Origin of the sequence: Primorskyibacter flagellatus, from assembly GCF_900176485.1 — a bacterium.
GTDB classification, from domain to species: domain Bacteria; phylum Pseudomonadota; class Alphaproteobacteria; order Rhodobacterales; family Rhodobacteraceae; genus Primorskyibacter; species Primorskyibacter flagellatus.
This window is the reverse complement of the sequence record NZ_FWYD01000004.1, coordinates 118,493-139,866: the sequence shown is the minus strand read 5'-3', so window position 1 is coordinate 139,866 and position 21,374 is coordinate 118,493. Positions and strand designations below refer to the sequence as shown.

Annotated in this window: 22 protein-coding genes; 10 read left to right on the top strand and 12 right to left on the bottom strand. The window is 60.8% G+C overall.

Annotated elements, in window-relative coordinates; genetic code table 11:
* Positions 1-391: 391 nt before the first annotated feature.
* On the bottom strand, positions 392-2,374 hold the full coding sequence (thrS, locus tag B8991_RS08670) for a threonine--tRNA ligase (protein WP_084352504.1): 1,983 nt from the start codon (positions 2,372-2,374) through the stop codon (positions 392-394).
* A gap of 129 nt (positions 2,375-2,503) precedes the next feature.
* Between thrS and B8991_RS08665 the strand changes: the two genes are divergently transcribed.
* From B8991_RS08665 to B8991_RS08640, 5 genes are all read left to right on the top strand, one after another.
* Entirely contained in the window at positions 2,504-3,757 is a 1,254-nt protein-coding gene (locus B8991_RS08665) for an MFS transporter (protein ID WP_084352502.1), read from the top strand.
* Between the two features lie 71 nt (positions 3,758-3,828).
* Positions 3,829-4,578 carry an alpha/beta hydrolase gene (locus B8991_RS08660; RefSeq protein WP_084352727.1) on the top strand — a complete coding sequence of 250 codons (750 nt, stop codon included), beginning with the start codon at positions 3,829-3,831 and terminating at the stop codon, positions 4,576-4,578.
* Positions 4,579-4,654: 76 nt separating this feature from the next.
* The gene (locus B8991_RS08655) at positions 4,655-5,080 is read left to right on the top strand and encodes a VOC family protein (protein WP_084352726.1); all 426 of its coding nucleotides are present in this window, start codon (positions 4,655-4,657) and stop codon (positions 5,078-5,080) included.
* Positions 5,081-5,152: 72 nt separating this feature from the next.
* Positions 5,153-5,767, top strand: coding sequence for a hypothetical protein (locus tag B8991_RS08650; RefSeq protein WP_084352725.1), 615 nt, complete (start codon positions 5,153-5,155; stop codon positions 5,765-5,767).
* Positions 5,768-6,051: 284 nt separating this feature from the next.
* On the top strand, positions 6,052-6,417 hold the full coding sequence (locus B8991_RS08640) for a class I SAM-dependent methyltransferase (RefSeq protein ID WP_143514527.1): 366 nt from the start codon (positions 6,052-6,054) through the stop codon (positions 6,415-6,417).
* A 177-nt stretch (positions 6,418-6,594) separates the two neighbouring features.
* Here B8991_RS08640 and B8991_RS08635 read toward each other — a convergent pair whose 3' ends face one another.
* The 5 genes from B8991_RS08635 to cobS all read right to left on the bottom strand — a co-directional run bounded on the left by B8991_RS08635 (position 6,595) and on the right by cobS (position 12,194).
* Entirely contained in the window at positions 6,595-6,939 is a 345-nt protein-coding gene (locus B8991_RS08635) for a DUF427 domain-containing protein (RefSeq protein WP_084352496.1), read from the bottom strand.
* 60 nt (positions 6,940-6,999) lie between these two features.
* A complete protein-coding gene (locus B8991_RS08630) occupies positions 7,000-8,796 on the bottom strand; it encodes an aminopeptidase P family protein (RefSeq protein ID WP_084352494.1) in 1,797 nt (598 codons plus the stop codon).
* A 124-nt stretch (positions 8,797-8,920) separates the two neighbouring features.
* Positions 8,921-10,795: a cobaltochelatase subunit CobT gene (cobT, locus tag B8991_RS08625; protein ID WP_084352492.1), complete on the bottom strand. Its 1,875-nt coding sequence runs from the start codon at positions 10,793-10,795 to the stop codon at positions 8,921-8,923.
* A complete protein-coding gene (locus B8991_RS08620) occupies positions 10,792-11,148 on the bottom strand; it encodes a hypothetical protein (RefSeq protein ID WP_143514526.1) in 357 nt (118 codons plus the stop codon). The genes cobT and B8991_RS08620 overlap by 4 nt, the downstream gene beginning before the upstream one ends.
* A 59-nt stretch (positions 11,149-11,207) precedes the next feature.
* Positions 11,208-12,194, bottom strand: coding sequence for a cobaltochelatase subunit CobS (gene cobS / locus B8991_RS08615; RefSeq protein ID WP_084352488.1), 987 nt, complete (start codon positions 12,192-12,194; stop codon positions 11,208-11,210).
* 151 nt (positions 12,195-12,345) lie between these two features.
* Here cobS and B8991_RS08610 point away from each other — a divergent pair, with 151 nt between their 5' ends.
* From B8991_RS08610 to msrB, 4 genes are all read left to right on the top strand, one after another.
* Positions 12,346-12,891, top strand: coding sequence for a sigma-70 family RNA polymerase sigma factor (locus B8991_RS08610; RefSeq protein ID WP_084352486.1), 546 nt, complete (start codon positions 12,346-12,348; stop codon positions 12,889-12,891).
* Positions 12,888-13,577: an anti-sigma factor gene (locus tag B8991_RS08605; RefSeq protein WP_084352484.1), complete on the top strand. Its 690-nt coding sequence runs from the start codon at positions 12,888-12,890 to the stop codon at positions 13,575-13,577. The genes B8991_RS08610 and B8991_RS08605 overlap by 4 nt, the downstream gene beginning before the upstream one ends.
* Before the next feature lie 255 nt (positions 13,578-13,832).
* Positions 13,833-14,408, top strand: a complete 576-nt coding sequence (locus tag B8991_RS08595; RefSeq protein ID WP_084352480.1) for a fasciclin domain-containing protein — start codon at positions 13,833-13,835, stop codon at positions 14,406-14,408.
* A 137-nt stretch (positions 14,409-14,545) separates the two neighbouring features.
* A complete protein-coding gene (msrB, locus tag B8991_RS08590) occupies positions 14,546-15,016 on the top strand; it encodes a peptide-methionine (R)-S-oxide reductase MsrB (RefSeq protein ID WP_084352478.1) in 471 nt (156 codons plus the stop codon).
* A 29-nt stretch (positions 15,017-15,045) separates the two neighbouring features.
* Here the strand turns inward: msrB and B8991_RS08585 are convergent, their stop codons facing one another.
* The 4 genes from B8991_RS08585 to B8991_RS08570 all read right to left on the bottom strand — a co-directional run bounded on the left by B8991_RS08585 (position 15,046) and on the right by B8991_RS08570 (position 18,222).
* Positions 15,046-15,429 carry a response regulator gene (locus tag B8991_RS08585; RefSeq protein WP_084352476.1) on the bottom strand — a complete coding sequence of 128 codons (384 nt, stop codon included), beginning with the start codon at positions 15,427-15,429 and terminating at the stop codon, positions 15,046-15,048.
* Positions 15,430-15,452: 23 nt separating this feature from the next.
* Positions 15,453-17,105, bottom strand: a complete 1,653-nt coding sequence (locus B8991_RS08580; protein ID WP_179141449.1) for a sensor histidine kinase — start codon at positions 17,103-17,105, stop codon at positions 15,453-15,455.
* Between the two features lie 23 nt (positions 17,106-17,128).
* Positions 17,129-17,506: a response regulator gene (locus tag B8991_RS08575; RefSeq protein WP_084352472.1), complete on the bottom strand. Its 378-nt coding sequence runs from the start codon at positions 17,504-17,506 to the stop codon at positions 17,129-17,131.
* Between the two features lie 92 nt (positions 17,507-17,598).
* Entirely contained in the window at positions 17,599-18,222 is a 624-nt protein-coding gene (locus B8991_RS08570) for a J domain-containing protein (protein ID WP_084352470.1), read from the bottom strand.
* Between the two features lie 74 nt (positions 18,223-18,296).
* Between B8991_RS08570 and B8991_RS08565 the strand changes: the two genes are divergently transcribed.
* Positions 18,297-18,554 (top strand): BolA family protein, encoded by a 258-nt coding sequence (locus B8991_RS08565; RefSeq protein WP_084352468.1) that lies wholly within the window; start codon positions 18,297-18,299, stop codon positions 18,552-18,554.
* Between the two features lie 129 nt (positions 18,555-18,683).
* On the opposite strand, the gene B8991_RS08560 is transcribed toward B8991_RS08565, so the two are convergent.
* On the bottom strand, positions 18,684-19,505 hold the full coding sequence (locus tag B8991_RS08560) for a DUF4177 domain-containing protein (protein WP_084352466.1): 822 nt from the start codon (positions 19,503-19,505) through the stop codon (positions 18,684-18,686).
* A 243-nt stretch (positions 19,506-19,748) separates the two neighbouring features.
* Entirely contained in the window at positions 19,749-21,260 is a 1,512-nt protein-coding gene (gene gatB, locus B8991_RS08555; protein ID WP_084352464.1) for an Asp-tRNA(Asn)/Glu-tRNA(Gln) amidotransferase subunit GatB, read from the bottom strand.
* Positions 21,261-21,374 lie beyond the last annotated feature (114 nt).

Sequence of the window (21,374 nt, the reverse complement as noted above, 5' to 3'; positions counted from 1 at the left end):
TCCGTCATGCTGCGTGTGCGGCAAAGCTTTGGGATCATTGAATTCTTGAAAATTCGCTTTATAAAGCCGGCGCGTGAGTTCCAAGCTGACGTGATCGAATGTTACAGATTGCGGCCTCGCCAAGGATCAGATCTTTCGTTGATCCGGCATTTGTAACATTTTTATGCGCCTGGTTCAGCCACAAACGCCGGGTTTGATCGGTTGCGCGCAGGGTAGTGCCGGTTTTCCAAATAACACGACCTGCACCGTCTGATGCCGGCGCATGGCTGTTGCGCGCGATCCTGTTTGACGGGCGCAACACGAAATCTTGACGCGTCAGGGTCCGTAAAACACCGGGCGCGCCAAGCTTCAATTCGCTCCGCTGTTGCCGTTCAGGCGCAGGTGGAAACGGCTATTTCCGAAGATCCGGCGGCGTTGCTTCGGCCTTGAGGTCGGACACGACCGTTTCCAACGTCTCGACCGAGGTCTGTTTCTCGCCCAGCCGTCGGATTGTCACGGTGCGCTCTTCAACCTCGCGGTGTCCGATTGCCAGAATGACAGGCACCTTGCCGACAGAGTGTTCGCGGACCTTGTAGTTGATCTTCTCGTTGCGAATATCCGCCTCGGCGCGAACGCCCTGCGCCTGCAATTGCGCCACGACCTCGTGAACGTAATCATCCGCCTCGGACACGATGGAGGCGACGACAACCTGACGCGGGGCCAGCCAGAAGGGCAGCTTGCCTGCGTGTTCCTCGATCAGGATGCCGATGAACCGCTCAAAGCTGCCCAATGTCGCGCGGTGCAGCATGAAGGGGCGGTGCTTGTCGCCGTCCTGCCCGATATAGCTGGCATCAAGACGCTCCGGCAGGTTCGGATCCACCTGAAAAGTGCCGCATTGCCAGACCCGGCCGATCGCATCGGTCAGGTAGAAATCAAGCTTGGGTCCGTAGAAGGCACCATCGCCCGGCTCCAGCGTATAGTCGCGGCCCACCGCCTTGATGGCGTTTTCAAGGGCATTCTCGACATAGTCCCACGACTCTTCGGAGCCGACGCGCTTTTCGGGCCGGGTGGCAAAGCGGATTTCGAACTCCGGAAAGCCAAGCTCTCGGTAGATATCGGCGAGAAAGTCGATGAAGCGCGCGCATTCTTCCTGAATCTGATCCGCTGTGCAGAAGATATGGGCGTCGTCCTGCGTGAACCCGCGCACCCGCATGATGCCGTGCAAGGCACCCGAGGGCTCGAACCGCGCGCAGGACCCGAACTCGGCCAGCCGCAGTGGCAGGTCGCGATAGCTTTTCAGGCCCTGATTGAAGATCTGCACATGGCAGGGGCAGTTCATCGGCTTGAGCGCGTTGATCCGGGTCTGGCCTTTGTTCTTGACCGCCGCATCGTCATTCTCGCCGTCGCGGCTTTCGTCAACTTCGACAAGGAACATGTGGTGCTGGTATTTGTCCCAGTGGCCCGAAGCCTCCCACAGTTTGCGGTCGACCACCTGAGGCGTATTGATCTCGCGGTAGCCACCGGCACGCTGTTTGCGGCGCATGTAATCCTGAAGCCCGGTATAGATCTGCCAGCCGTTCGGGTGCCAGAAAACCTGCCCCGGCGCTTCTTCCTGCATGTGAAACAGGTCCATCTCGCGGCCCAGCTTGCGGTGATCGCGCTTGGCGGCCTCTTCAAGCATATGCAGGTATTTGCGCAGATCTTCCTTGTTCTGAAAGGCGACACCGTAGATCCGTTGCAGCATGGCGCGGTCGCTGTCGCCGCGCCAATAGGCACCGGCCACGCTCATCAGCTTGAACGCGTCCGCCGGAACTTGTCCGGTGTTTTGCAGATGCGGCCCGCGACACAGATCCTGCCAATGGCCGTGCCAATACATGCGCAGCGGCTCGTCGCCGGGAATGGCGTCGATCAGTTCGACCTTGTAGGGCTCGTTATTTGCCTCGTAATGCTTGATCGCGCGGTCGCGTTCCCAGACCTCGGTGGTCACGGGGTCGCGCTTGTTGATGATCTCGCGCATCTTCTTTTCGATCTCGCCCAGATCTTCGGGTGTGAACGGCTCTGCGCGGTCAAAATCGTAATACCAGCCGTTTTCGATCACCGGACCGATGGTGACTTTGACATCCGGCCACAGCTCTTGGACGGCGCGCGCCATGATATGCGCCAGATCGTGGCGCACCAGTTCCAGCGCCTGAGGCGCGTCGGCCATGGTGTGAATGGCGATGGCGGCATCGTGTTCGATGGGCCATTGCAGGTCCCAATGCGCGCCGTCGATGCTGGCGGAAATGGCTTTCTTGCCGAGCGACTTTGAAATCGCGGCGGCCACCTCTGCGGCGGTGATACCGCTGTCGAAGTCACGCGCATTGCCATCGGGAAAGGTCAGGGAAATCTGGCTCATTGGCCGGCTCCTCGTCAGTTTGGCGCCCACGGAACGCCCGGTTGCGGGTTGTGTTTCCCGCGCTATGTGCCCATTGGCACGGGCTGAGTCAAGGCGCGGCGGGTTCGGATGTAGCGGAGAGACCACACGATGGCAGAGCATCAGGAAGGTGCTGTTTTTCAGGCTTTGACCGGCAGCAAGGCAAAGGCCGATCAACGCGACGCGCGCAACGGCTTGCGCCACATGGCCGCGCTGAGCATGACCAAGGTCGCCGACGGCCTGATCGACCCGAAGCTGGTGCTGAGTTGGCTGCTGAACGCCATCGGCGCGCCCGCCTATCTGACCGGGCTTCTGGTGCCGATCCGCGAGGCCGGGGCGTTGTTGCCACAGCTTGCTCTGGCGGGATGGGTGCGGCGCATGAAGTACCGCAAATGGGCGTGGATTGCGGGATCGGCCGGGCAGGGGGTTTCGGCGGCGGGCATCGCTTTGGCGGCTCTGACGCTGCAAGGCGCGGCTGCCGGTCTGGTGATCTGCGGCTTGCTGGCGGTTCTGGCGGTGTCGCGGGCCTGTGCCTCTGTCAGCTACAAGGATGTGCTGGGCAAGACCGTGGCCAAGACGCGGCGCGGCGCGGTGACCGGCGTCGCCGGATCGGCCTCGGCGGTCGGTGTGGTGGTTTTTGCGCTATTGCTGATGAGCGGCTGGTTGCAGAGCGTCTCTGCACTCGCCGTGGCGGTAGGGCTGGCGGCCTGTCTGTGGCTGGGGGCGGCGTTGCTGTTTTCAACCCTGAAAGAGGACGCGTCGGAAGACGGGGATGCCCCCGCGATAGACCTGTCCCCGCTGCGCGAGGATGCGCAGTTCCGCCGCTATATCCTTGTGCGCGGCGCGCTGACGGCTACGGCACTTGCGCCGCCCTATCTGGTGCTGCTCAGCGGGGGTGATGGCTCGGCGCTTGGAAAGCTGGGCGCATTGGTGCTGGCCTCGGCCGCGGCATCCTTTGTCAGCTCGTATGTCTGGGGCAGGCTGTCGGACCGGTCCTCGCGCTGGGTATTGGCGCTGTGCGGGTTCGGCGGTGCGCTGGCCATCGGGGCGGCCCCCTTGGCGGCATGGGCGGGCGTCGCGCAAAGCCAGTTCGTCATTCCGGCGATCCTGTTCGCCTTGATGCTGGCCTATCACGGCGTCCGGCAGGGGCGGTCTACCTATCTTGTCGATATGTCGCCCGAGGATGAGCGGTCTACCTACGCGGCCCTTGCCAACACGGTGATTGGCGTGCTGCTTTTGATCTCCGGCGCGCTTGGCGGCGGGCTTAGCCTGCTTGGCCCCGTGGCGGCCTTGTGCGGATTCGCGGCGCTTTCGGCAGTTGGCGGAATGTTGGCGCTGGGTCTGCGCGAGGTAGAGAGCACCTGAGCGCGTACACTATCGCGTTGATGCCCGCCGCGCGCGCCTGCATGATCGCGGGCAAAGACGAAGGATTTGACATGGATTTTCACGACTCCGACGCTGGCCGCCGCATCGCCTATGAATTCACGCCCGGAACCAGCCCCGCGGTGGTGTTTCTGGGGGGCTACAAATCCGACATGCAAGGCACCAAGGCCGTGCATCTGGAGGATTGGGCACAAGCCACGGGCCGTGCCTTTCTGCGGTTCGACTATTCCGGTCACGGCGCATCCGGCGGCACGTTCGAGGATGGCTGCATCGGCGACTGGGCCGAGGACGCGCAATCCGTGATCGAAGCCGTGACCGAAGGACCGGTGTTGCTGGTCGGATCGTCCATGGGCGGCTGGATCGCGCTACTGTTGACGCAACGGCTGGCCGATATTGCGGGGCTGGTCACGATCGCCGCCGCGCCCGACTTCACCGAAGACGGGTTCTGGGCGGATTTCGACAAGGGTCAGCGCGAGGCGATCATGCAGGACGGGCAGCTCGCCCTGCCGTCGGAGTATGGCGATCCGTATATCATCACCCGCCGCCTGATCGAGGATGGCCGTAATCATCTGGTGCTGCGTTCTGCGCTGGAACTGCCATTTCCGGTGCGCCTGTTGCAAGGCACCGCCGACACATCCGTGCATCCCGACCGGGCGCTGAAATTGCTGGATCATGCTGCATCGCCCGATATGCGGCTGGTGCTGGTCGACGGAGCCGATCACCGGTTCTCGGATGCCGACTGTCTGGCCTTGATCGAGTCCTCTGTAGAAGAGGTTATTGCCCGCGCCGAAGAGGATGCGTGACCTGATGCAGGTAACGGGTTGTCTGACCGTCGCGCAGCGGGCAGGCTTAGCGCGAACATACGTAAAGGATACCGCGATGGAGCAGCGCATCAGTCTTGTGACGCTTGGCGTGCGGGACATGGAAATCTCTGCCGGTTTCTACGAGGCCTTGGGCTGGACGCGCGTGGACAGCCCTGACGGTGTGGTGGCGTTTGACCTGTTGGGCCAGACGCTGGGCCTGTTCGGGCTGGACGCGCTGGCAGACGATATGGGCGTCGCGGTCGAGACGTTGGGAACCGGCGGCGCGACACTGGCGCATAACCTGCCGGACCGGGCCGCTGTGGACGCGGTGATGACCGACGCGCAGGCGGCAGGGGCGAAAATCCTGAAACCAGCGGCAGAGTCTTTTTGGGGCGGCTATCACGGCTATTTTGCCGATCCCGACGGCCATATATGGGAGATCGCGCATAACCCGTTCTCGCCACTGGGACCGGAGGGCGCGTTCCGCTGGAACGGGTACTGATGTTGTGACGCGGCTGGCCAGACCTGCCGTTGCATCGCAAGACTGCCAGCGGTAATGCGGCGTCCCGGCAGCATGTGGGCGCTGGAAACGCTGGGCCGCACCCGGCTGTCGCGGCACTTCTACATGCGTGATTTCCTGTATTCCGAGATCAGCGGCTTTCACGGCATCCCGAACATCCCCGATAAGCCCGATCTGGCGATCGAGACCGGGCGGGCGCTGTGCGAAACACTGTTGGACCCGCTGACGGACACCTTCGGACGGATCGCCATCCGGTCGGGCTATCGCTCGGCGGCGCTGAACGCTTACGGCAATGAGAACCGACTGAACTGTGCCCGCAACGACAATGCGCTGGAATGCCATATCTGGGACCGGGGCGAAGGCAACGCGCGGATTGCAGGCGTGTCGGTCGTGATCCCGTGGTTTGCCGACCGCTACGCCAGGGGCCGCGACTGGCGCGATCTGGCATGGTGGCTGCATGACCACTTGGCCTATTCCGAGATCTGGTTCTTCCCCAAGCTCTGCGCCTTCAATATATCGTGGCGCCCCAAACCGCAGAGGCGGATTGACAGCTACATCGCGCCGCGCGGTACGTTGCTGCGGGCCGGGGCACAACCGTCAGAGCCGCTTGAACCCCGTCGCAAGCGCTATGCCGATTTCCCACCGTTTCGGGGGCTTGCATTGCCATGAGTAACCCGATGTCCAACGCGTCAGAAATGGTTCGTCTGTCCAGATCGGTCCGCGCAACCGTGAGCGACAGGCAGAGGCTTGGGACCGGGCCCGCAACCGTTCGCTGTTTGAACCTGCGTGGCTGGGGCGCGCGGTCGCAGATGTGCCGCCCGGTGACGCGGTGCTTGATCTGGGCCGCGGCGGCGGAGATCCGATTGCCACATGGTTGATAGCGCTAGGATACGACGTGACCGGCCTGGATTTTGCGGCCCCGATGCTGTGGATCGCAACGCGCCGGTTTCCCGATGCGAGATGGGTTCTGGCCGATAAGACCAGGCTTTCCCCTGGGGCGGTGTTTTGATGCCGTGATCGGCTGGGGCAGCTTCTTTCACCTCACGCAAAAGGCGCAACGCACGGCCCTGCCACGCATTGCCGATCACGTCGCCGAGGGCGGCCGGTTGCTGCTGACTGTCGGTCCCGCTGACGGAGAGATTACGGGTACGGTCGCGGGCGAGACAGTGTACCATTCCTCACTGGCACCTGACGAATACAAGGCAATTCTTGAAACGGCCGGGATGCAATGCGAGGATTTTGTTCCCGAAGATCCGGAATGTACCGGCCACACGTTGCTGTTGGCGCGGCGCAAGGCGTCGGCCAGACAGAAAGACTGAATTCGGAACGTCTTCGTGCAAGACGCTGGCGATTTTTACGTGAAAAAGCCGCCAATGCAGGAATTGCACAGCGTTACGCAGCCCAAGGTTTCCGCGTTGTATGGTCCCGTGATCCACGTTCGCGCGGCAAACACCGCCATTCCCGAAGGTTTTGGTTCGGGACAGGCGCTTCGCCGATCAGATCTGTTCGACCGCCAGATATTCGCCAATGCTGAACCCGAGATGATCGCGGATCCGGGCCACATCCTCGTTGGGGGCTTCATAGGACCAGACCGCATTTTCCAACGTCTGGCTTTTGGTCACGATGGAAAAATAGCTCGCTTCGCCTTTGTGCGGGCAGGTGGTCTTGTGATCGGTCGGCTCAAGAAACGCCATCGCAAGATCCGAGCGCGGGAAATAGATCACCGGCGGATAGTCACCTTCCTGCAATTCCAGCACGTCATTGCTTTCACCCAGAACCGCGCCGCCTGCGCGCACCACCCAGGTGCCTTCGGCCTTGCGAATTTTGATATGGCTTGCCATGTATGTCGTCCTTTCAGTGGGCTCGGCGGAGCGTAAGCGCCGATTTATAACGGTTCGATGTCAAAGCGGCGCGGTCGCGGCCACAAGCCACGGGCGCACCATTTCGCCAACCAGAGGGGCCAGCCGCTCGCGACATTGCGCGTGGTAGGTGTTGAGCCAGTCTCGATCGGCTGGCGGCAACATGTCCGGCAAGACAAGCCGACGGTCAATAGGGACGTAGGTCAGTGTCTCGAAACGCAACATTGACGGAACGGTGCCACCGGGCAAGGCAGGTGCCTCTTCGACCACGACGAGGTTCTCTATGCGGATACCATAGGCCCCTTCGCGATAAAACCCCGGCTCGTTGGACAGGATCATCCCCGGTTCCAGCGGTACAGTGCCAGTGCGCGACAGCCGCGCGGGGCCTTCATGCACGCTGAGATAGCTGCCGACGCCGTGGCCGGTGCCGTGGCCGTAATCCAGCCCCGCTTCCCAAAGTGCCACGCGGGCCAGCACATCCAGATCACGCCCCGCCATGCCCGCAGGCCAGCGCACGCGGCTGAGGGCGATCATACCGCGCAACACGCGGGTGAACGCCTCGCATTCCTCGCGCCCCGGCGTGCCGATGGCCATGGTCCGGGTGATGTCCGTGGTGCCGTCCTGATATTGCCCGCCGCTGTCGACCAGCAGCAACTGCCCGTCCTCGACCGGCGCATTCGTCGCCTCTGTCACGCGGTAATGGACAATCGCGCCATGTGGACCCGCGCCCGAGATCGTCTCGAAGCTGATGTCGCGCAGGGCGTTTGTGGCGCGGCGTTCGTCCTCTAGCTGGCGAACCACGTCGATTTCAGTCAGGCTGCCCGCGGGCTGCGCGTCGAGCCAGGCAAGAAAGCGCACCATCGCCACGCCGTCGCGGCGATGCGCAGCACGCGCACCTTCGATTTCAGTCGCGTTCTTGTGCGCCTTGGGCAGGATGCAGGGATCGGTCAGATCGCGCTGTTCGACGCCTGCGGCCTCTAGCGCATCGACAACGGCAAGCGGTGCGGTCGCATGGTCAACGCCGACCGGACCGGTCAACGTTGCGAGATCGGATTCAAATTGCGAAGGCGCGCGGATCTCGACCAGCGTGCCCAAAGTGTCCCTGACCTCGGCGAGTTTTTCGGCTGCCATATACAGAACCACGCGACCCTCTGCCGACAGCACGGCAAAGCCCTGCGCCACCGGGTTTCGCGCGATGTCACTGCCACGGATGTTGAGCAGCCAGCAAATGCTGTCAGGCAGGGTCAGCACAGCAGAGGTCAGCCCCTTGTCGGACAGTTCCTTGGCCAGTTGCCCGATCTTGGCGTCATGCGCCTGGCCCGCATATTCCAGCGGGTGCGCAATGACCGGCGCCGTGGGCGGGCCGGGCTGATCGTGCCATATCCGATCCACCAGATTGGCGCAGCGCCGCATTTCGATGTTGCTGCCGTCCAGCGCCTCTTCAAGCTCTTTGATTTGCGCAGGGGTGTGCAGCCACGGATCAAATCCGACGCGCCCCCCTTCCGGTAGGTGTTCGCGCAGCCAATCGGCAAGGCTGACCTCGGGCCAGGGCACCGGCGTATAGACATTCGCAACCTGCGCCTTGACCTGCACGCGGTAACGCCCGTCGATGAACACGCCCGCAACATCTTTCAGCGCGGCGCAGAACCCGGCAGATCCGGTAAACCCCGTCAGCCAGGACAGGCGTTCGTCGCGCGGGGCCACATATTCGCCCTGATGGACATCCGCGCGCGGCACCAGAAACCCGTCCAGCCCTTCTGCGCGGATCTCGGCGCGCAATGCGGTCAGACGCTTCGGGCCTTGTTCCGGCTGCGCCGTCTCTGTGAATTTCTGAAACATCGCAGCCCTCCGGTTCGGGCCTTCGCCCTTGCAATTGTAAATGCCGGTACAAGCAGGTGCCGGTGCGGGAGCACGAAACGCGACCTATGCGAAGGTCATCGCGCGACGCCCGGTCCGGCCGCCGTCAACTCGCCCGTTTGATGCCCATGATCCTTGCGCGTGCGCGCGGGTCGCTGTCGAACAGCCCGGCCAGTTGTTCGGTCATCGCGCCGGCCAGTTGCTCGACATCGGTGATCGTGACGGCACGGTCATAATAGCGCGTCACGTCATGGCCGATGCCGATCGCCAGCAGTTCGACCTGGCGGCGGCGTTCGACCATCGCGATCACGTCACGCAGGTGCTTTTCAAGGAAGTTCGCGGGGTTCACGCTGAGCGTGCTGTCATCCACCGGCGCGCCATCGGAGATCACCATCAGGATCTTGCGCGCTTCGGGACGCACAACCATCCGCCGATGCGCCCATTCCAGCGCCTCGCCGTCGATATTTTCCTTCAGCAAGCCCTCTTTCATCATCAAGCCAAGGTTGGCGCGCGCCCGCCGCCACGGCGCATCGGCGCGCTTGTAGATGATGTGGCGCAGGTCGTTCAGGCGGCCCGGCTGTTGCTCGCGGCCCGATCCCAGCCATTTTTCGCGCGCCATCCCGCCCTTCCAGGCACGGGTGGTGAAGCCAAGGATTTCGACCTTCACATCGCAGCGTTCCAGCGTGCGCGCCAGAACATCCGCACAGATCGCGGCAATCGAGATTGGCCGTCCGCGCATAGAGCCGGAATTGTCGAGCAGCAGAGTCACGACCGTGTCGCGGAATTCAGTGTCCTTTTCGACCTTGAAGGACAGCGGCGTTGTCGGGCTGACCACGACGCGGGCCAGCCGTCCGGCATCCAGAATGCCTTCTTCCAGATCGAATTCCCAGCTGCGGTTCTGCTGTGCCTGAAGGCGGCGCTGCAACTTGTTGGCCAACCGCGAGACAGCACCTTTCAACGGCTCAAGCTGCTGGTCGAGGTAGTCGCGCAGGCGTTCCAGTTCGGCGGGCTCGGCCAGATCCTCGGCGGCGATCTCTTCGTCGAATTCTGTGTCATAAACAGTGTAGTCGGGATCGGCATCAGAGAACGGGGCAGGGGGCGGGGGTTCCAGCGGGGCGTCGCCCTCTGGCATCTCGGCCTCTTCGCCCAGCTCATCTTCGGCCATGTCATCCATGGACACCTGAGCCTGGCTTTGATCCTGTGTTTCGTCCTGGGACTGCTCGGGGCTGGCTTCGTCCTCGTCGTCGTCCTGGTCGTCCTGCCCAGTGGAATCGGGATCGTCCTCGTCGTCCGACCCTTCTTCGGCCTCGTCCGATGCGTCCTCGTCTGCCTCGTCGGGGTCGTCGCCCAACTGGTCGCCATAGCCCAGATCCGAGATCACCTTGCGGGTCAGTCTGGCAAAGGCGCTTTGGTCCGACAGCACGTCCTGCAAGTTGTCCAGCGAGCCGCCAACCTGATTTTCGATGAAGCCGCGCCACAGGTCCATGACGTTCTGCGCGCCTTTCGGCATATCACGGCCCGTTGCCAGATGCCGGATGAGATAGCCTGCGGCAACCGGCAGCGGGGCGTCGGACGCTTGCTTGACCTGATCGTAGCCGCGCTTGGCCGCGTCGGCGCCGATCTTGGCGTCGATATTGCCGGCCGTGCCGGGCATGTCGCGCGCGCCCATCGCCTCGCAGCGGGCGGTTTCCATGGCCTCGTAAAGCTCGCGCGCCATGTCACCTGGAGGCGCGTATCGCGCATGCGTGCCCGCGTCATTATAGCGGCGGTGCATGGCCAGGGCGTCTGCCGTTCCGCGCGCCAGCATGACCTCGTCGCGGGTCATCCGGCGGCTGACCTGCGGCAACCGCATCGCGTCGCCCGACACGCCCGAGGGATCAACAGTGTAACTGACCGTCAGTTCAGGGTCATGCGCCATGACCTTGGTCGCCTCGGCGAGGGCTTTTTTGAACGGGTCGGCGGGGTTGTCGGTTTTGGTCATTTCAGATCCCGTGTTTCCGGATGGCGCTTTGCAAAGTCCTGACAGATACCAGTGAGGCGTTCAAACATCTCGCGGCTCTGGCGGTCGCCTCCATAAATATAGCCTTCCATCATCAATACCATCAACGGGCGTTGTTCGGCGATGAAATCATCGATCTCGGCGTCTGTCCCGCCCTGCCGACGCGCCACGGACCGGAAGGCTGCCGCAGCCTCTGTGTCACTCGGGTCGGGGTCGAGATAGGCCGAGACCTTTGCATAATCCGCATAGCCCAGCCAGAAAGCCGAACATTGTGCGGCAGGGTAAAGCGGATCTTTCGCTGCCGCGCCAGAGGCGACGCCGATCAGCGCAGTCACAAGGACAGCGCATTTCAGGCGTCGGGCAGGCGACCGTCGGATCGGGCCCGCCCGGACGGTCACCCCAGACTCACGCTGGCCGCACTTTCGGGCAGTTCTTCGTCAAAGCAGCGCTGGTAGAACTCGGCCACGGTCTGGCGTTCCAGCTCGTCGCATTTGTTCAGGAAGGACACGCGGAAGGCATAGCCGAGGTTGCGGAAGATCTCGGCGTTCTGGGCCCATGCGATCACCGTCCGGGGGCTCATCACCGTGGACAGGTCGCCGTTCATAAAGGCTGTCCGGGTCAGGTCCGCCACGGTCACCATCTGGCGAATCGTCTTGCGACCCTTTTCGGTGTTGTAATGCGGTGTCTTGGACAGAACGATCGAGGCCTCGGCGTCGATCGACAGGTAGTTCAGCGTCGCCACCAGTGACCAGCGGTCCATCTGACCCTGGTTGATCTGCTGGGTGCCGTGATACAGACCCGTCGTATCGCCCAGACCCACCGTGTTCGAAGTGGCGAAGATACGGAAATACTTGTGCGGATTGATGACTTCGTTCTGGTCCAGAAGCGTCAGTTTGCCGTCCACTTCCAGTACGCGCTGGATCACGAACATCACGTCGGCACGGCCGGCATCATATTCGTCAAAGACGATGGCGGTGGGGTTGCGCAGCGCCCAGGGCAGGATGCCTTCCTGGAATTGCGTGACCTGCTTGCCGTCGACCAGCTTGATCGCGTCCTTGCCGATCAGGTCGATCCGGCTGATATGGCTGTCAAGGTTGACGCGCACGCAAGGCCAGTTCAGCCGCGCCGCGACCTGTTCGATATGCGTGGACTTGCCCGTACCGTGATAGCCTTGGATCATCACCCGGCGATTATGGGCAAAGCCTGCAAGGATGGCGAGCGTGGTATCGGGGTCGAACTTGTAGGTTGAGTCGAGATCCGGGACACGATCCGAACGATCGGCAAAGGCTTTGACGGCCATATTCGTTTCGATGCCGAAAACGTCCTGCACCGAGATTTCCTCGGTGGGTTTCGCGTTGATGTCAATCAAGCCGTCCGCCATGTTTTCCGCTCCTTCGATCTCATCTCTTTGATTTTGGGACGTGGTGCAACATATCCGTGTCAGGGGCAAGGGGAACTAAACCATCCGAGTGGCTGGCATGCCTTCGAAAGCTGTGATTTATTCAACTGACAATGGGGGTTTTGTAAGCGGAATGACACCACAGGACGAGATCGAAGCACTGCTTGCGCAAGTGGCATTGGGCGACCGTTCGGCCTTTGCGGAGCTTTATAGACGCACCTCGGCGAAACTTTTCGGCGTTGTGCTGCGTGTCTTGGACAACCGAAGCGAAGCTGAAGAGGTCCTGCAAGACGTGTATGTGCGCATCTGGAATAAAGCCGGTCTTTACCGCGTCAACGGGCTGTCCCCGATGACCTGGCTGATAACACTCAGCCGGAATCTGGCGATTGATCGTCGGCGCGCGCGGGTGCGGCGTGCCACATCTCCGTCCGAAGCCATGGACGAATTGCCCGATCCGTCCCCCGGTCCCGAAGCGCAGGCGATTGCCAAAAGCACCCAGTCGCAAGTTGATGAATGCTTTGACGAATTGCCTCAGGATCGGGCTGACATGCTGCGCAGGGTCTATCTTCATGGCGAAAGCTATGCAGAACTCGCCGCGCATCTGGATGCCAAGCTGAACACCGTCCGCACCTGGTTACGCCGCAGCCTGATGGATCTTCGGGAGTGTCTGAGCCGATGATCGACGAAACCCCTGATATCCCCGAAGATGACGCTCCGCTGATCCGCGCGGCCGAGTATGCCCTGGGACTGCTGGACGGACGAAACGCCCGAGCGTTCGAGGCAGAGATGCGCGACAATCCGGACTTGCGCGATGAGGTCGTGTTCTGGACAGAGTATTTCGTGCAGTTCGAAGCAGGCGCGCGCGAAGTAACGCCACGATCAGATGTCCTGAGGGCGGTGAACCGGCGGTTGTTCGGGCGCAAAAAGACGGTTCTTCAACAGCTCATGCCGTATTTCACCGGCGCGCTTGCGGCAGCCGCGTTGGCTTGGGGTGTGGTTAGCCTGGGCGTTCTGGACCAATTCGCAGAGCCCGGATTGCGGGCCGATCTGGCCCCTGTCGAAGGGACGCTGGAGTTGGCCGCTGTTTATAATGTCCGCGCAGGCGAACTGCATGTTGTGCAGAACGCGGGCAGCCTTCCGCCTGACCGCGTTGCCGAGATGTGGCTGATCGTCGGGGACAATGCGCCGGTGTCTCTGGGTCTGCTTGATCCTGACGGCGATACGCGTCTGGCCGTCCCGGCCGAATTGGCCTCATTGCTGCCCGGTGCCACGCTGGCGATCTCGGATGAACCTCCGGGAGGCTCGCCAACGGGGGCACCGACCGGGGCAGTGCGCGCAGCGGGAACGTTGTCAGTCGAGTCCTGACATGGGGCTTTGCGCGGTCCGCGCTGATATAAGGCCGATATCTGCCTGAGATCTTATATGTGTTGAAGAAACGGCGCGGTGCTCCCCATGGGACCGCGCCGTTTTCATCTCGACCATGACCAGCTTGACGATGCTCTCGTTCCCGTGACCAGGCGTGATCAACATGTTACCTACGATTTTGAAACTACCTGAGAGGTGGCCTCGTATATTCCAGTACCCCCAGCAAGGAAGTTGGGCCTTACAGGAGTTTTTCTTATGACCATCAAATCAACACTTTCCACAATCGCCCTTGCCGCCACACTCGGTCTTGCCGGCGTTGCCGCACAGGCCGAAAGCCACAGCATGGAAAACCCAATGGTGGGTGGTGCTGAGATGTTCGCAGATAAGAACATCGTAGAGAATGCCGTGAACTCCGCCGACCACACCACGCTGGTTGCTGCCGTGAAAGCTGCCGGTCTCGTCGAAACGCTTTCTGGCGAAGGCCCCTTCACAGTATTCGCCCCCACCAACGCAGCCTTCGGCGAGTTGGCTGACGGCACCGTTGAATCGCTGCTTCTGCCCGAGAACAAGGACCAGTTGACCAAAATCCTGACGTGCCATGTTGTTTCGGCAAATGCGATGTCCGACGCGATCATGGGTATGGTTGACGACGATAACGGCAAGCATCCCGTGCCAACAGTTGGCGGCTGCACATTGCAAGCCACCTATGATGGCGACACCATCATGCTGGAAGACGAGCGTGGCCGCATGGCGACCGTGACAATTGCCGACGTACAGCAGTCCAACGGCGTCATTCATGTGATCGACAAGGTTCTTCTGCCAGCGATGTAAGGGCTTGGCGGGCCGGGACAGCCCCCACTGTTCCGGTATGCGCCGTGATTGTCACATGATTTTGCGCCACCCGTGATTGCAAAATTGCGGGTGGCGTGACTATTTGAAACGAAATCCGATGCTTGAGGAGGATCATCATGAAACGCCGTGCTTTTCTGATTACTGCCATCGGTGGCGGCTTCGCCGCTGCCACAACATCCACGACCGCACTTGCCGCCGGGTTTGAAGTCACCCGCACCGAGGCAGAGTGGAAAGCCATGCTTACCGACTTGCAATATGAAGTAATGCGCGAAGAAGGGACCGAAAGGGCCGGGACATCGCCTCTCGACAAGGTTTATGACGCGGGCATCTATCAGTGCCGCGGCTGCGATCTGGATGTCTACTCGTCAGAACACAAGTTCGACAGTGGCACAGGCTGGCCCAGCTTCTACAAATCCCTGCCGAATGCGGTCGAGACCAAACCTGACCGGTCATTTTTTGGCGTGCGGACCGAGGTTCACTGCCGCCGCTGCGGTAGCCATTTCGGCCATATCTTTGACGATGGGCCCAAGCCCACCGGCAAGCGTCACTGCCTGAACGGTGCCAGCCTGGTCTTTCAAGCGGCTTGAGATACAATATCCGGGCAGGCGTCTGGCGTTCAGGCCGCCTTGCCCAGATAGGTTTTCAGCGTAGTGCTGAGTTGTGCCATGTCCACAGGTTTTGGCAAGACGTCATTCAAACCATAATGTTGAACGGTGCGTCGCGCGTGGAAGTTGCTGTCGGCGGTGATAGCGACGATCGGAATGGACCGTGGCGGATCTTCTTCCAGTGTGCGGATGTAGGATACAGTATCCAGCCCGGTGACGCCCGGCATATGAATGTCCATGAGGACCATGCTGTAATTTTCCGGGTATGTGCGCAGCAGCGCGATACAGGCCATGCCATTGGCCACGCATTCACATTCATACCCCATCGTGTCGAGCAATTCTGACATCATGTAGCGCGTGGTGGCATCGTCATCGACTACGATAATCTTCTTCACAATACCTCTCCCAGGGCCGGACGTTATTTTGACAAGACGTCGCGACGAGGATGGACGTTATGCAACCTAAGCGTGAATGTCGAGCCAGACCCTACGTCAAGCGGTTTGCGGTCCGAATGCGTCAGATTTGCCCCCATCAATCGAGCGATATCCCGACAAATTGAAAGGCCCAGTCCTGACCCCTGATGCTGGCGTGCTAACCCATTGTCAAGTTGATAAAAACGCTGAAACACCGTGTGGCGACGCTCTTCCGGGATGCCTTCGCCAGTGTCACGCACCTCGATTTCCAGGCTGTTCCCGGAACGTCCTGTCATATGCACTGCCAGGGTGATGCTGCCGGTGGCGGTGAACCTGACCGCGTTATCCACCAGATTGGTCACGATCTGCGTCACGCGCCCGGCGTCTATATGGACTGTTTGCGGAAGCGCATCACCCAGTTCCAGATGCATATCCAAGGGTTTGCCGCTTCGGATCACGCTCCCTTCGAGTGTCGCGTGCCAGTTGGCTATCAAGGGTTCCAGCTCGACATGGTCTTCGACGATGGTCAACGCACCGGCATCCAGACGGGACACCTCCAGCACATTCGTAAGCCCGCGAAACAACCGTTGCGAAGAGGCATAGCCTGCCGCGGCTTGTTTGCGGTGCCGTTCGGGAATATCCGCCGCCTCAATCAGCTGAAACATGCCCATGATCGCGTTCAATGGCGTGCGAATTTCGTGGCTCATCGTGGTCAGGAAACGTGACGTCGCCGCCTGGGATTGGCGAGCGGCGGCCTCCGCCCTGCGGCGATCGTCGACTTCCAGCGCCAGCGCCTCATTGACTTGCCGCAGTCTAGCATTGCCGGCGTCGGCGCGGGCTTCAGCTTGATTGCCCCGGTGCAACAGGGTGAACTGCACATATCCCGCGAACAACAATATCCCCAAAAGCAAGGCCGCAATCTCTGGCATGATGTCACGGTTTGCTTTCACGAAGCTGGGTGTCGGATGGCTTTGCATGCGCAGCGCGTGCCCCCAAAGCTGATCCGTTTCCGATACGACCTGAAGCGAACTCATCTTGGCAAAATCGGCGTCCGCATACAGCAAGCTGCCATCGAATTCGATACGAATGGAAAAGTCGTTTCCGAAATGCGGATTGTCGTCCAGCAACAGCAATTCGCGCTGCCATTCCTCGGCGTTGAAGGCGACGGAAACAAGCCCCCGGAAATCTTCGCCTCGGTGGATCGGGATATAAGCGACAAAGCCCCGCCCGGAACCGTCATACAGATCGACCGCGCCGGAAAGGGTGATTTCGCCGCTGTCGCGCGCCAATTCGGATGCGCGCAGTTGTCTTGCACCCAGCGCTGTCAGAGGAACTCCGGTATCGGGAGGCTGATCCGCTGGTGTCACAAACTTGACAACAAGGGTTTCGTCGATAAAGCGCACGGATCTGATGCCGGGGAACTGGTCGATATAGTCTTGGGTCTCTGCTGTGAACTCGTCTGAACCGGCATCGGACTTGCGCCACAATGCTGCAATGTGGCGGATCGCATTGACGCGAACCTTGACGTCCCGAGCAAGCGCGCGAAGCCGAAAGTCGGTTTCAATCTGGGCCAGCTCCCGAAATCGCAGCTCGCGCTGCTTGTCCAGCAAAAACCACGTCAACCCGGCAACAAGGGCGCAAAGTACAAACGCCGACATCATGTCGATTTGGCGTTTTCTTGTCACGAGGGCCGCAACTCCGCGTTGAGGGCGGCGTAGTCGACAAGGGCGTGTAAATCTTCAAGAGGCACGGGCTTGCGCAACATCCAGTCCACGCAGGGTGCCAGGATGCTGGCTTCGCCATTGGGAAACACGCCGGACCCCGTCAGCAGGATGATCCGCGCATCGGGACATGCCACGCAAGTGTATTCTGCAACCGGCAGGGAAATACCATCGGGCAGGTAGTAGTCCAGAATCACCAGGCCATAACCACGCCCGCGCAGACGGTCGATCGCGCTATTGATATCGAAGGCTTTGTGGACCTCGTGACCGGCATCACGAAGCGATGTGGCGAACACATCGCAAAGAACGCGATCATCCTCCACAACCAGGATCTTCATGGCCACACCTGCATTTTTACCACTGCGGCAACGCTACCCTTCTGACTGTTAACGTATCGTTAACCGTGCGTTCGGCGGTGGCGGGATCACGCCTATTTGAAATTGCGGCTTTCCTTGATCTGATCCCAAGCCCAGACCACTTCCTGAAGCTGGTCCTCCTGACTGCGGTCGCCGCCGTTCATGTCAGGATGCAGCACTTTGATAAGCGCCTTGTAGGATTTGCGGACGTCGGCCTTTGACCAGTTGTCACGCGCGTCGAGGATCTCGATCGCGCGTCGTTCGGTTGGCGGCAGACGGCGGGTGCCGACCCCTTGCTTGCCGGGATTGCGCGTCGCGTTGTTGCCCAGCACCTGATGCGGATCCTCGATGCCCAGCCGTGCCCAGGCGCGTGCCTCGGGGTCGCGGAAATCCTTGGTCTCGCGTTCCCAAACCTTGTCCTTGGTCGCCTGAGCGTTCAACTCGGCTTCGGTTTGGCCCTGGAAGAAGTTCCACTTCAGGTTGTATTCGCGTACATGGTCCTTGCAGAACCATTTGTATTCATCCAAGACATCAGGCGCTTTGGGCGCACGGAATTTTCCGGGCAGTTCGCAGCCTTCGTGCTCGCACAGACGGGTAGAGGTTTCGGACGCACCGGACATGCCGCGCCGTCCGCGTGGGTTCTTTTTCTTCGCGGTTGATACAGACATATCGAACCCGAAGGGATCTGGTTTGCTCATAGGAACACCTTTTCGACTCGGACGACCAACTCTAGACTATCCACCGACAGAGTGTAGGGGGCAGGCAGGAAAAAATGACCAGAACAGAAGAAATTCGCCAACGGCTGCAAAAGGCTTTTGCCCCGCGAGAGCTGGACGTCGTTGATGACAGTGAGAAGCATCGCGGACATGCGGGTTATCAGGAGGGCGGCGAAAGTCACTTCTCGGTGCGGGTGCGCAGCGAGGCGTTTGACGGGCTGTCCCGCATTGCCCGGCATCGCGCGGTGCATGAGGCGTTGGGGGCGACACTGATGTCGCAGATCCATGCCTTGTCGCTTGATCTGAACAGTTAGGCGGCTTTTGGCTGCATTTGCGGGAATCGCCTTTAGGTGGTTTTACGCTGACGTTCAGGCGACCTGTTCGCGCGGCTTGCAAATATCTGTGACAGAAAACAGCGGTCCAGCTGGACAGGAGCCGAACGATTATTCCTTCGCAAAACCGGAATCGCGCGCCCTGATTTGTGCAGCCCGGCTGCGCAGGGCCGGGCCGGGATCTGTCTTGGGCGCGGTGCCGATGCGTGATGCGTCTGGCGATAGCGCTCTTGACGCGACTGTCGACGGGGTTTCGGTTTGGCGCGGGGCAGCGGGTGCCGGGGCGGCCCAGACTGACAGGTCCAGAGCGGGCACTGCAAATCTCTTTAACGACAGGATGTCTGATTTGGCGTCACCCGGTATCGGGGTGTTCATCTGCGCGCGGCCTTGGTCGGGCGTAGCGGTTCCCGTCACCAGCGTCGGTTTGCCATCGGGCCGGTCTATCGGCGTTGGTGGCGACGCTTTGCGTTGTGCCTGCGCTGCTTCATCCGTTCCCGCCGCAGTATGCGTCTTTGGCTGCGTCGCCAAAGGCGCGTCAGGCGCATGACCGCCCGCCGGTTCGATAGATGTCGCATCTGCCGGTCCTTCTGGTTGTGAAAGCAGCATTACATTCGGCTGCGATGTGTCATCAGTCACCAACTGGCGCTTTAACAAAAGCGGCGCGCGGGGGGAGACATCCCGTGTTGTCCTGCGCACGTCTTTCAGACGGCGGCGGAAAATCAGGACGTTGCAAAAGACCTGCGAGGTTGATGCCACATCCAACGTCGGATCCACGGGCAGGACTTCGGCGCGCTGATATTCCCACCCTTCGGCACCAAGAGCATTCATCACCTGTGCAAGGGCGCGGGCATAGCGTTGCTCGGCACTGTCAGAGCCGTCTGCCTGTGCCTCCTCGAATGGGGCGGGAACAACCTTGTACTCAAATGCAGTCATGTTGGCTCCGCGATAACGTTGCCAAAAACTAGCAATACGGATCCGATCCGCCAAGCCGGACGGCACTCATCGGCGTAACCCTTCGATATTGTGGCCGCAGACGCACAAAACAGGGGGGATCATACAGGTATTGACGATTTTCAGCGGCGCATAGCCGCTTGGAAAGCGCGTCCGCACGCATAAGGCTCGGCTGGTCTGGGCTGCCGCTTCTTTTCTACAGCGCCGGAATTGGGTGCGCCCGGCCTATTGGCCGAGCTTTGTTGCCACGATCTCGTTCACGGCCTTGGGGTTGGCCTTGCCGCCCGTCGCCTTCATCACCTGCCCGACGAACCAGCCCGCAAGTTTTGGATTGGCCTTGGCCTTTTCGACCTGCGCGGGGTTGGCGGCGATGATCTCGTCCACCGCAGCCTCGATGGCACCGGTATCAGTGACCTGCTTCATGCCGCGATCTTCGACGATCTGGGCCGGGTCGCCACCATCGGTGTAGACGATCTCGAACAGCTCCTTGGCGATCTTGCCGGAAATGTCGCCCTTCTGGATCAGCTTGAGGATGCCTGCCAGTTGCGCGGGCGAGACCGGGCTTTCCTCGATGGAATGGTCTTCCTTCTTGAGACGTCCGAACAGCTCGTTGATCACCCAGTTGGCGGCAAGCTTGCCGTCAGTATCGCTGGCGACTTGCTCGAAATAGCTGGCATTGGCAGTGTCGGCCGTCAGAACCGACGCGTCATATTCGGACAGGCCGAAATCCTTCACGAAACGCGCTTTCTTGGCATCGGGCAGTTCGGGCAAAGACGCGGCAATATCATCCACCCAGCCCTGCTCGATTTCCAGCGGCAGCAGGTCGGGATCGGGGAAGTAGCGATAGTCATGCGCTTCTTCTTTCGACCGCATCGACCGGGTTTCGCCCTTGTCGGGATCATACAGCCGGGTTTCTTGGTCAATTTCCCCGCCCGCTTCCAGAATGGCGATCTGACGCTTGGCCTCATAATCGATCGCCGCCTGAATGAACCGCATGGAGTTCATGTTCTTGATCTCGCACCGGGTGCCGAGATGGCTGAAATCCTGCGTGTCCTGATATTTCTCATATTGGCCCGGCAGGCAGACCGACACGTTGACATCCGCGCGCAGGTTGCCGTTTTGCATGTTGCCATCGCAAGTGCCCAGATAGCGCAGGATCTGGCGCAGCTTGGTCACATAGGCGGCGGCCTCTTCGGGGCCGCGAATGTCGGGGCGGCTGACGATTTCCATCAGCGCAACGCCGGTGCGGTTGAGGTCCACGAAGGACATGTTCGGATCCATGTCGTGGATCGACTTGCCGGCATCCTGTTCGATATGGATGCGTTCGATCCGCACCAGTCGCGCGATGCCGGGTTCCATATCGACCAGCACTTCGCCTTCGCCGACGATGGGGTGGTAAAGCTGGCTGATCTGGTAGCCCTGCGGCAGGTCGGGGTAGAAATAGTTCTTGCGGTCGAACGCCGATTTCAGGTTGATCTGTGCCTTGAGGCCCAGCCCGGTGCGCACCGCCTGTTCGACGCAGAATTCGTTGATGACGGGCAGCATGCCGGGCATCGCGGCATCCACGAAGGCGACGTTGGAATTGGGTTCGGCGCCGAATTTGGTCGAGGCACCGGAAAAGAGCTTTGCCTTGCTGGCAACCTGGGCGTGGACTTCGAGTCCGATCACCAGTTCCCAGTCGTGTTTCGCCCCGGCGATCACCTTGGGCTTGGGTGCCTCGTAGCTCAGATCCAGCATGGTCTATATCCTTCCAGAAGGGTCGATGCGGGTTCTAAGTCAGAGCCGGGACAGGAGCAAGAGGCAGTGCAGACGCGTCGAGAGGCGAAATCCGATTGGTTGCGGTCCTTTGGT

What these genes read in the sequence shown, in the direction of transcription:
- thrS (WP_084352504.1), bottom strand. Translation starts at nt 2,374, where the DNA reads ATGAGCCAGATTTCCCTGACCTTTCCCGATGGCAATGCGCGTGACTTC.
- B8991_RS08665 (WP_084352502.1), top strand. Translation starts at nt 2,504, where the DNA reads ATGGCAGAGCATCAGGAAGGTGCTGTTTTTCAGGCTTTGACCGGCAGC.
- B8991_RS08660 (WP_084352727.1), top strand. Translation starts at nt 3,829, where the DNA reads ATGGATTTTCACGACTCCGACGCTGGCCGCCGCATCGCCTATGAATTC.
- B8991_RS08655 (WP_084352726.1), top strand. Translation starts at nt 4,655, where the DNA reads ATGGAGCAGCGCATCAGTCTTGTGACGCTTGGCGTGCGGGACATGGAA.
- B8991_RS08650 (WP_084352725.1), top strand. Translation starts at nt 5,153, where the DNA reads ATGTGGGCGCTGGAAACGCTGGGCCGCACCCGGCTGTCGCGGCACTTC.
- B8991_RS08640 (WP_143514527.1), top strand. Translation starts at nt 6,052, where the DNA reads ATGCGAGATGGGTTCTGGCCGATAAGACCAGGCTTTCCCCTGGGGCGG.
- B8991_RS08635 (WP_084352496.1), bottom strand. Translation starts at nt 6,939, where the DNA reads ATGGCAAGCCATATCAAAATTCGCAAGGCCGAAGGCACCTGGGTGGTG.
- B8991_RS08630 (WP_084352494.1), bottom strand. Translation starts at nt 8,796, where the DNA reads ATGTTTCAGAAATTCACAGAGACGGCGCAGCCGGAACAAGGCCCGAAG.
- cobT (WP_084352492.1), bottom strand. Translation starts at nt 10,795, where the DNA reads ATGACCAAAACCGACAACCCCGCCGACCCGTTCAAAAAAGCCCTCGCC.
- cobS (WP_084352488.1), bottom strand. Translation starts at nt 12,194, where the DNA reads ATGGCGGACGGCTTGATTGACATCAACGCGAAACCCACCGAGGAAATC.
- B8991_RS08610 (WP_084352486.1), top strand. Translation starts at nt 12,346, where the DNA reads ATGACACCACAGGACGAGATCGAAGCACTGCTTGCGCAAGTGGCATTG.
- B8991_RS08605 (WP_084352484.1), top strand. Translation starts at nt 12,888, where the DNA reads ATGATCGACGAAACCCCTGATATCCCCGAAGATGACGCTCCGCTGATC.
- B8991_RS08595 (WP_084352480.1), top strand. Translation starts at nt 13,833, where the DNA reads ATGACCATCAAATCAACACTTTCCACAATCGCCCTTGCCGCCACACTC.
- msrB (WP_084352478.1), top strand. Translation starts at nt 14,546, where the DNA reads ATGAAACGCCGTGCTTTTCTGATTACTGCCATCGGTGGCGGCTTCGCC.
- B8991_RS08580 (WP_179141449.1), bottom strand. Translation starts at nt 17,105, where the DNA reads ATGTCGGCGTTTGTACTTTGCGCCCTTGTTGCCGGGTTGACGTGGTTT.
- B8991_RS08575 (WP_084352472.1), bottom strand. Translation starts at nt 17,506, where the DNA reads ATGAAGATCCTGGTTGTGGAGGATGATCGCGTTCTTTGCGATGTGTTC.
- B8991_RS08570 (WP_084352470.1), bottom strand. Translation starts at nt 18,222, where the DNA reads ATGAGCAAACCAGATCCCTTCGGGTTCGATATGTCTGTATCAACCGCG.
- B8991_RS08565 (WP_084352468.1), top strand. Translation starts at nt 18,297, where the DNA reads ATGACCAGAACAGAAGAAATTCGCCAACGGCTGCAAAAGGCTTTTGCC.
- B8991_RS08560 (WP_084352466.1), bottom strand. Translation starts at nt 19,505, where the DNA reads ATGACTGCATTTGAGTACAAGGTTGTTCCCGCCCCATTCGAGGAGGCA.
- gatB (WP_084352464.1), bottom strand. Translation starts at nt 21,260, where the DNA reads ATGCTGGATCTGAGCTACGAGGCACCCAAGCCCAAGGTGATCGCCGGG.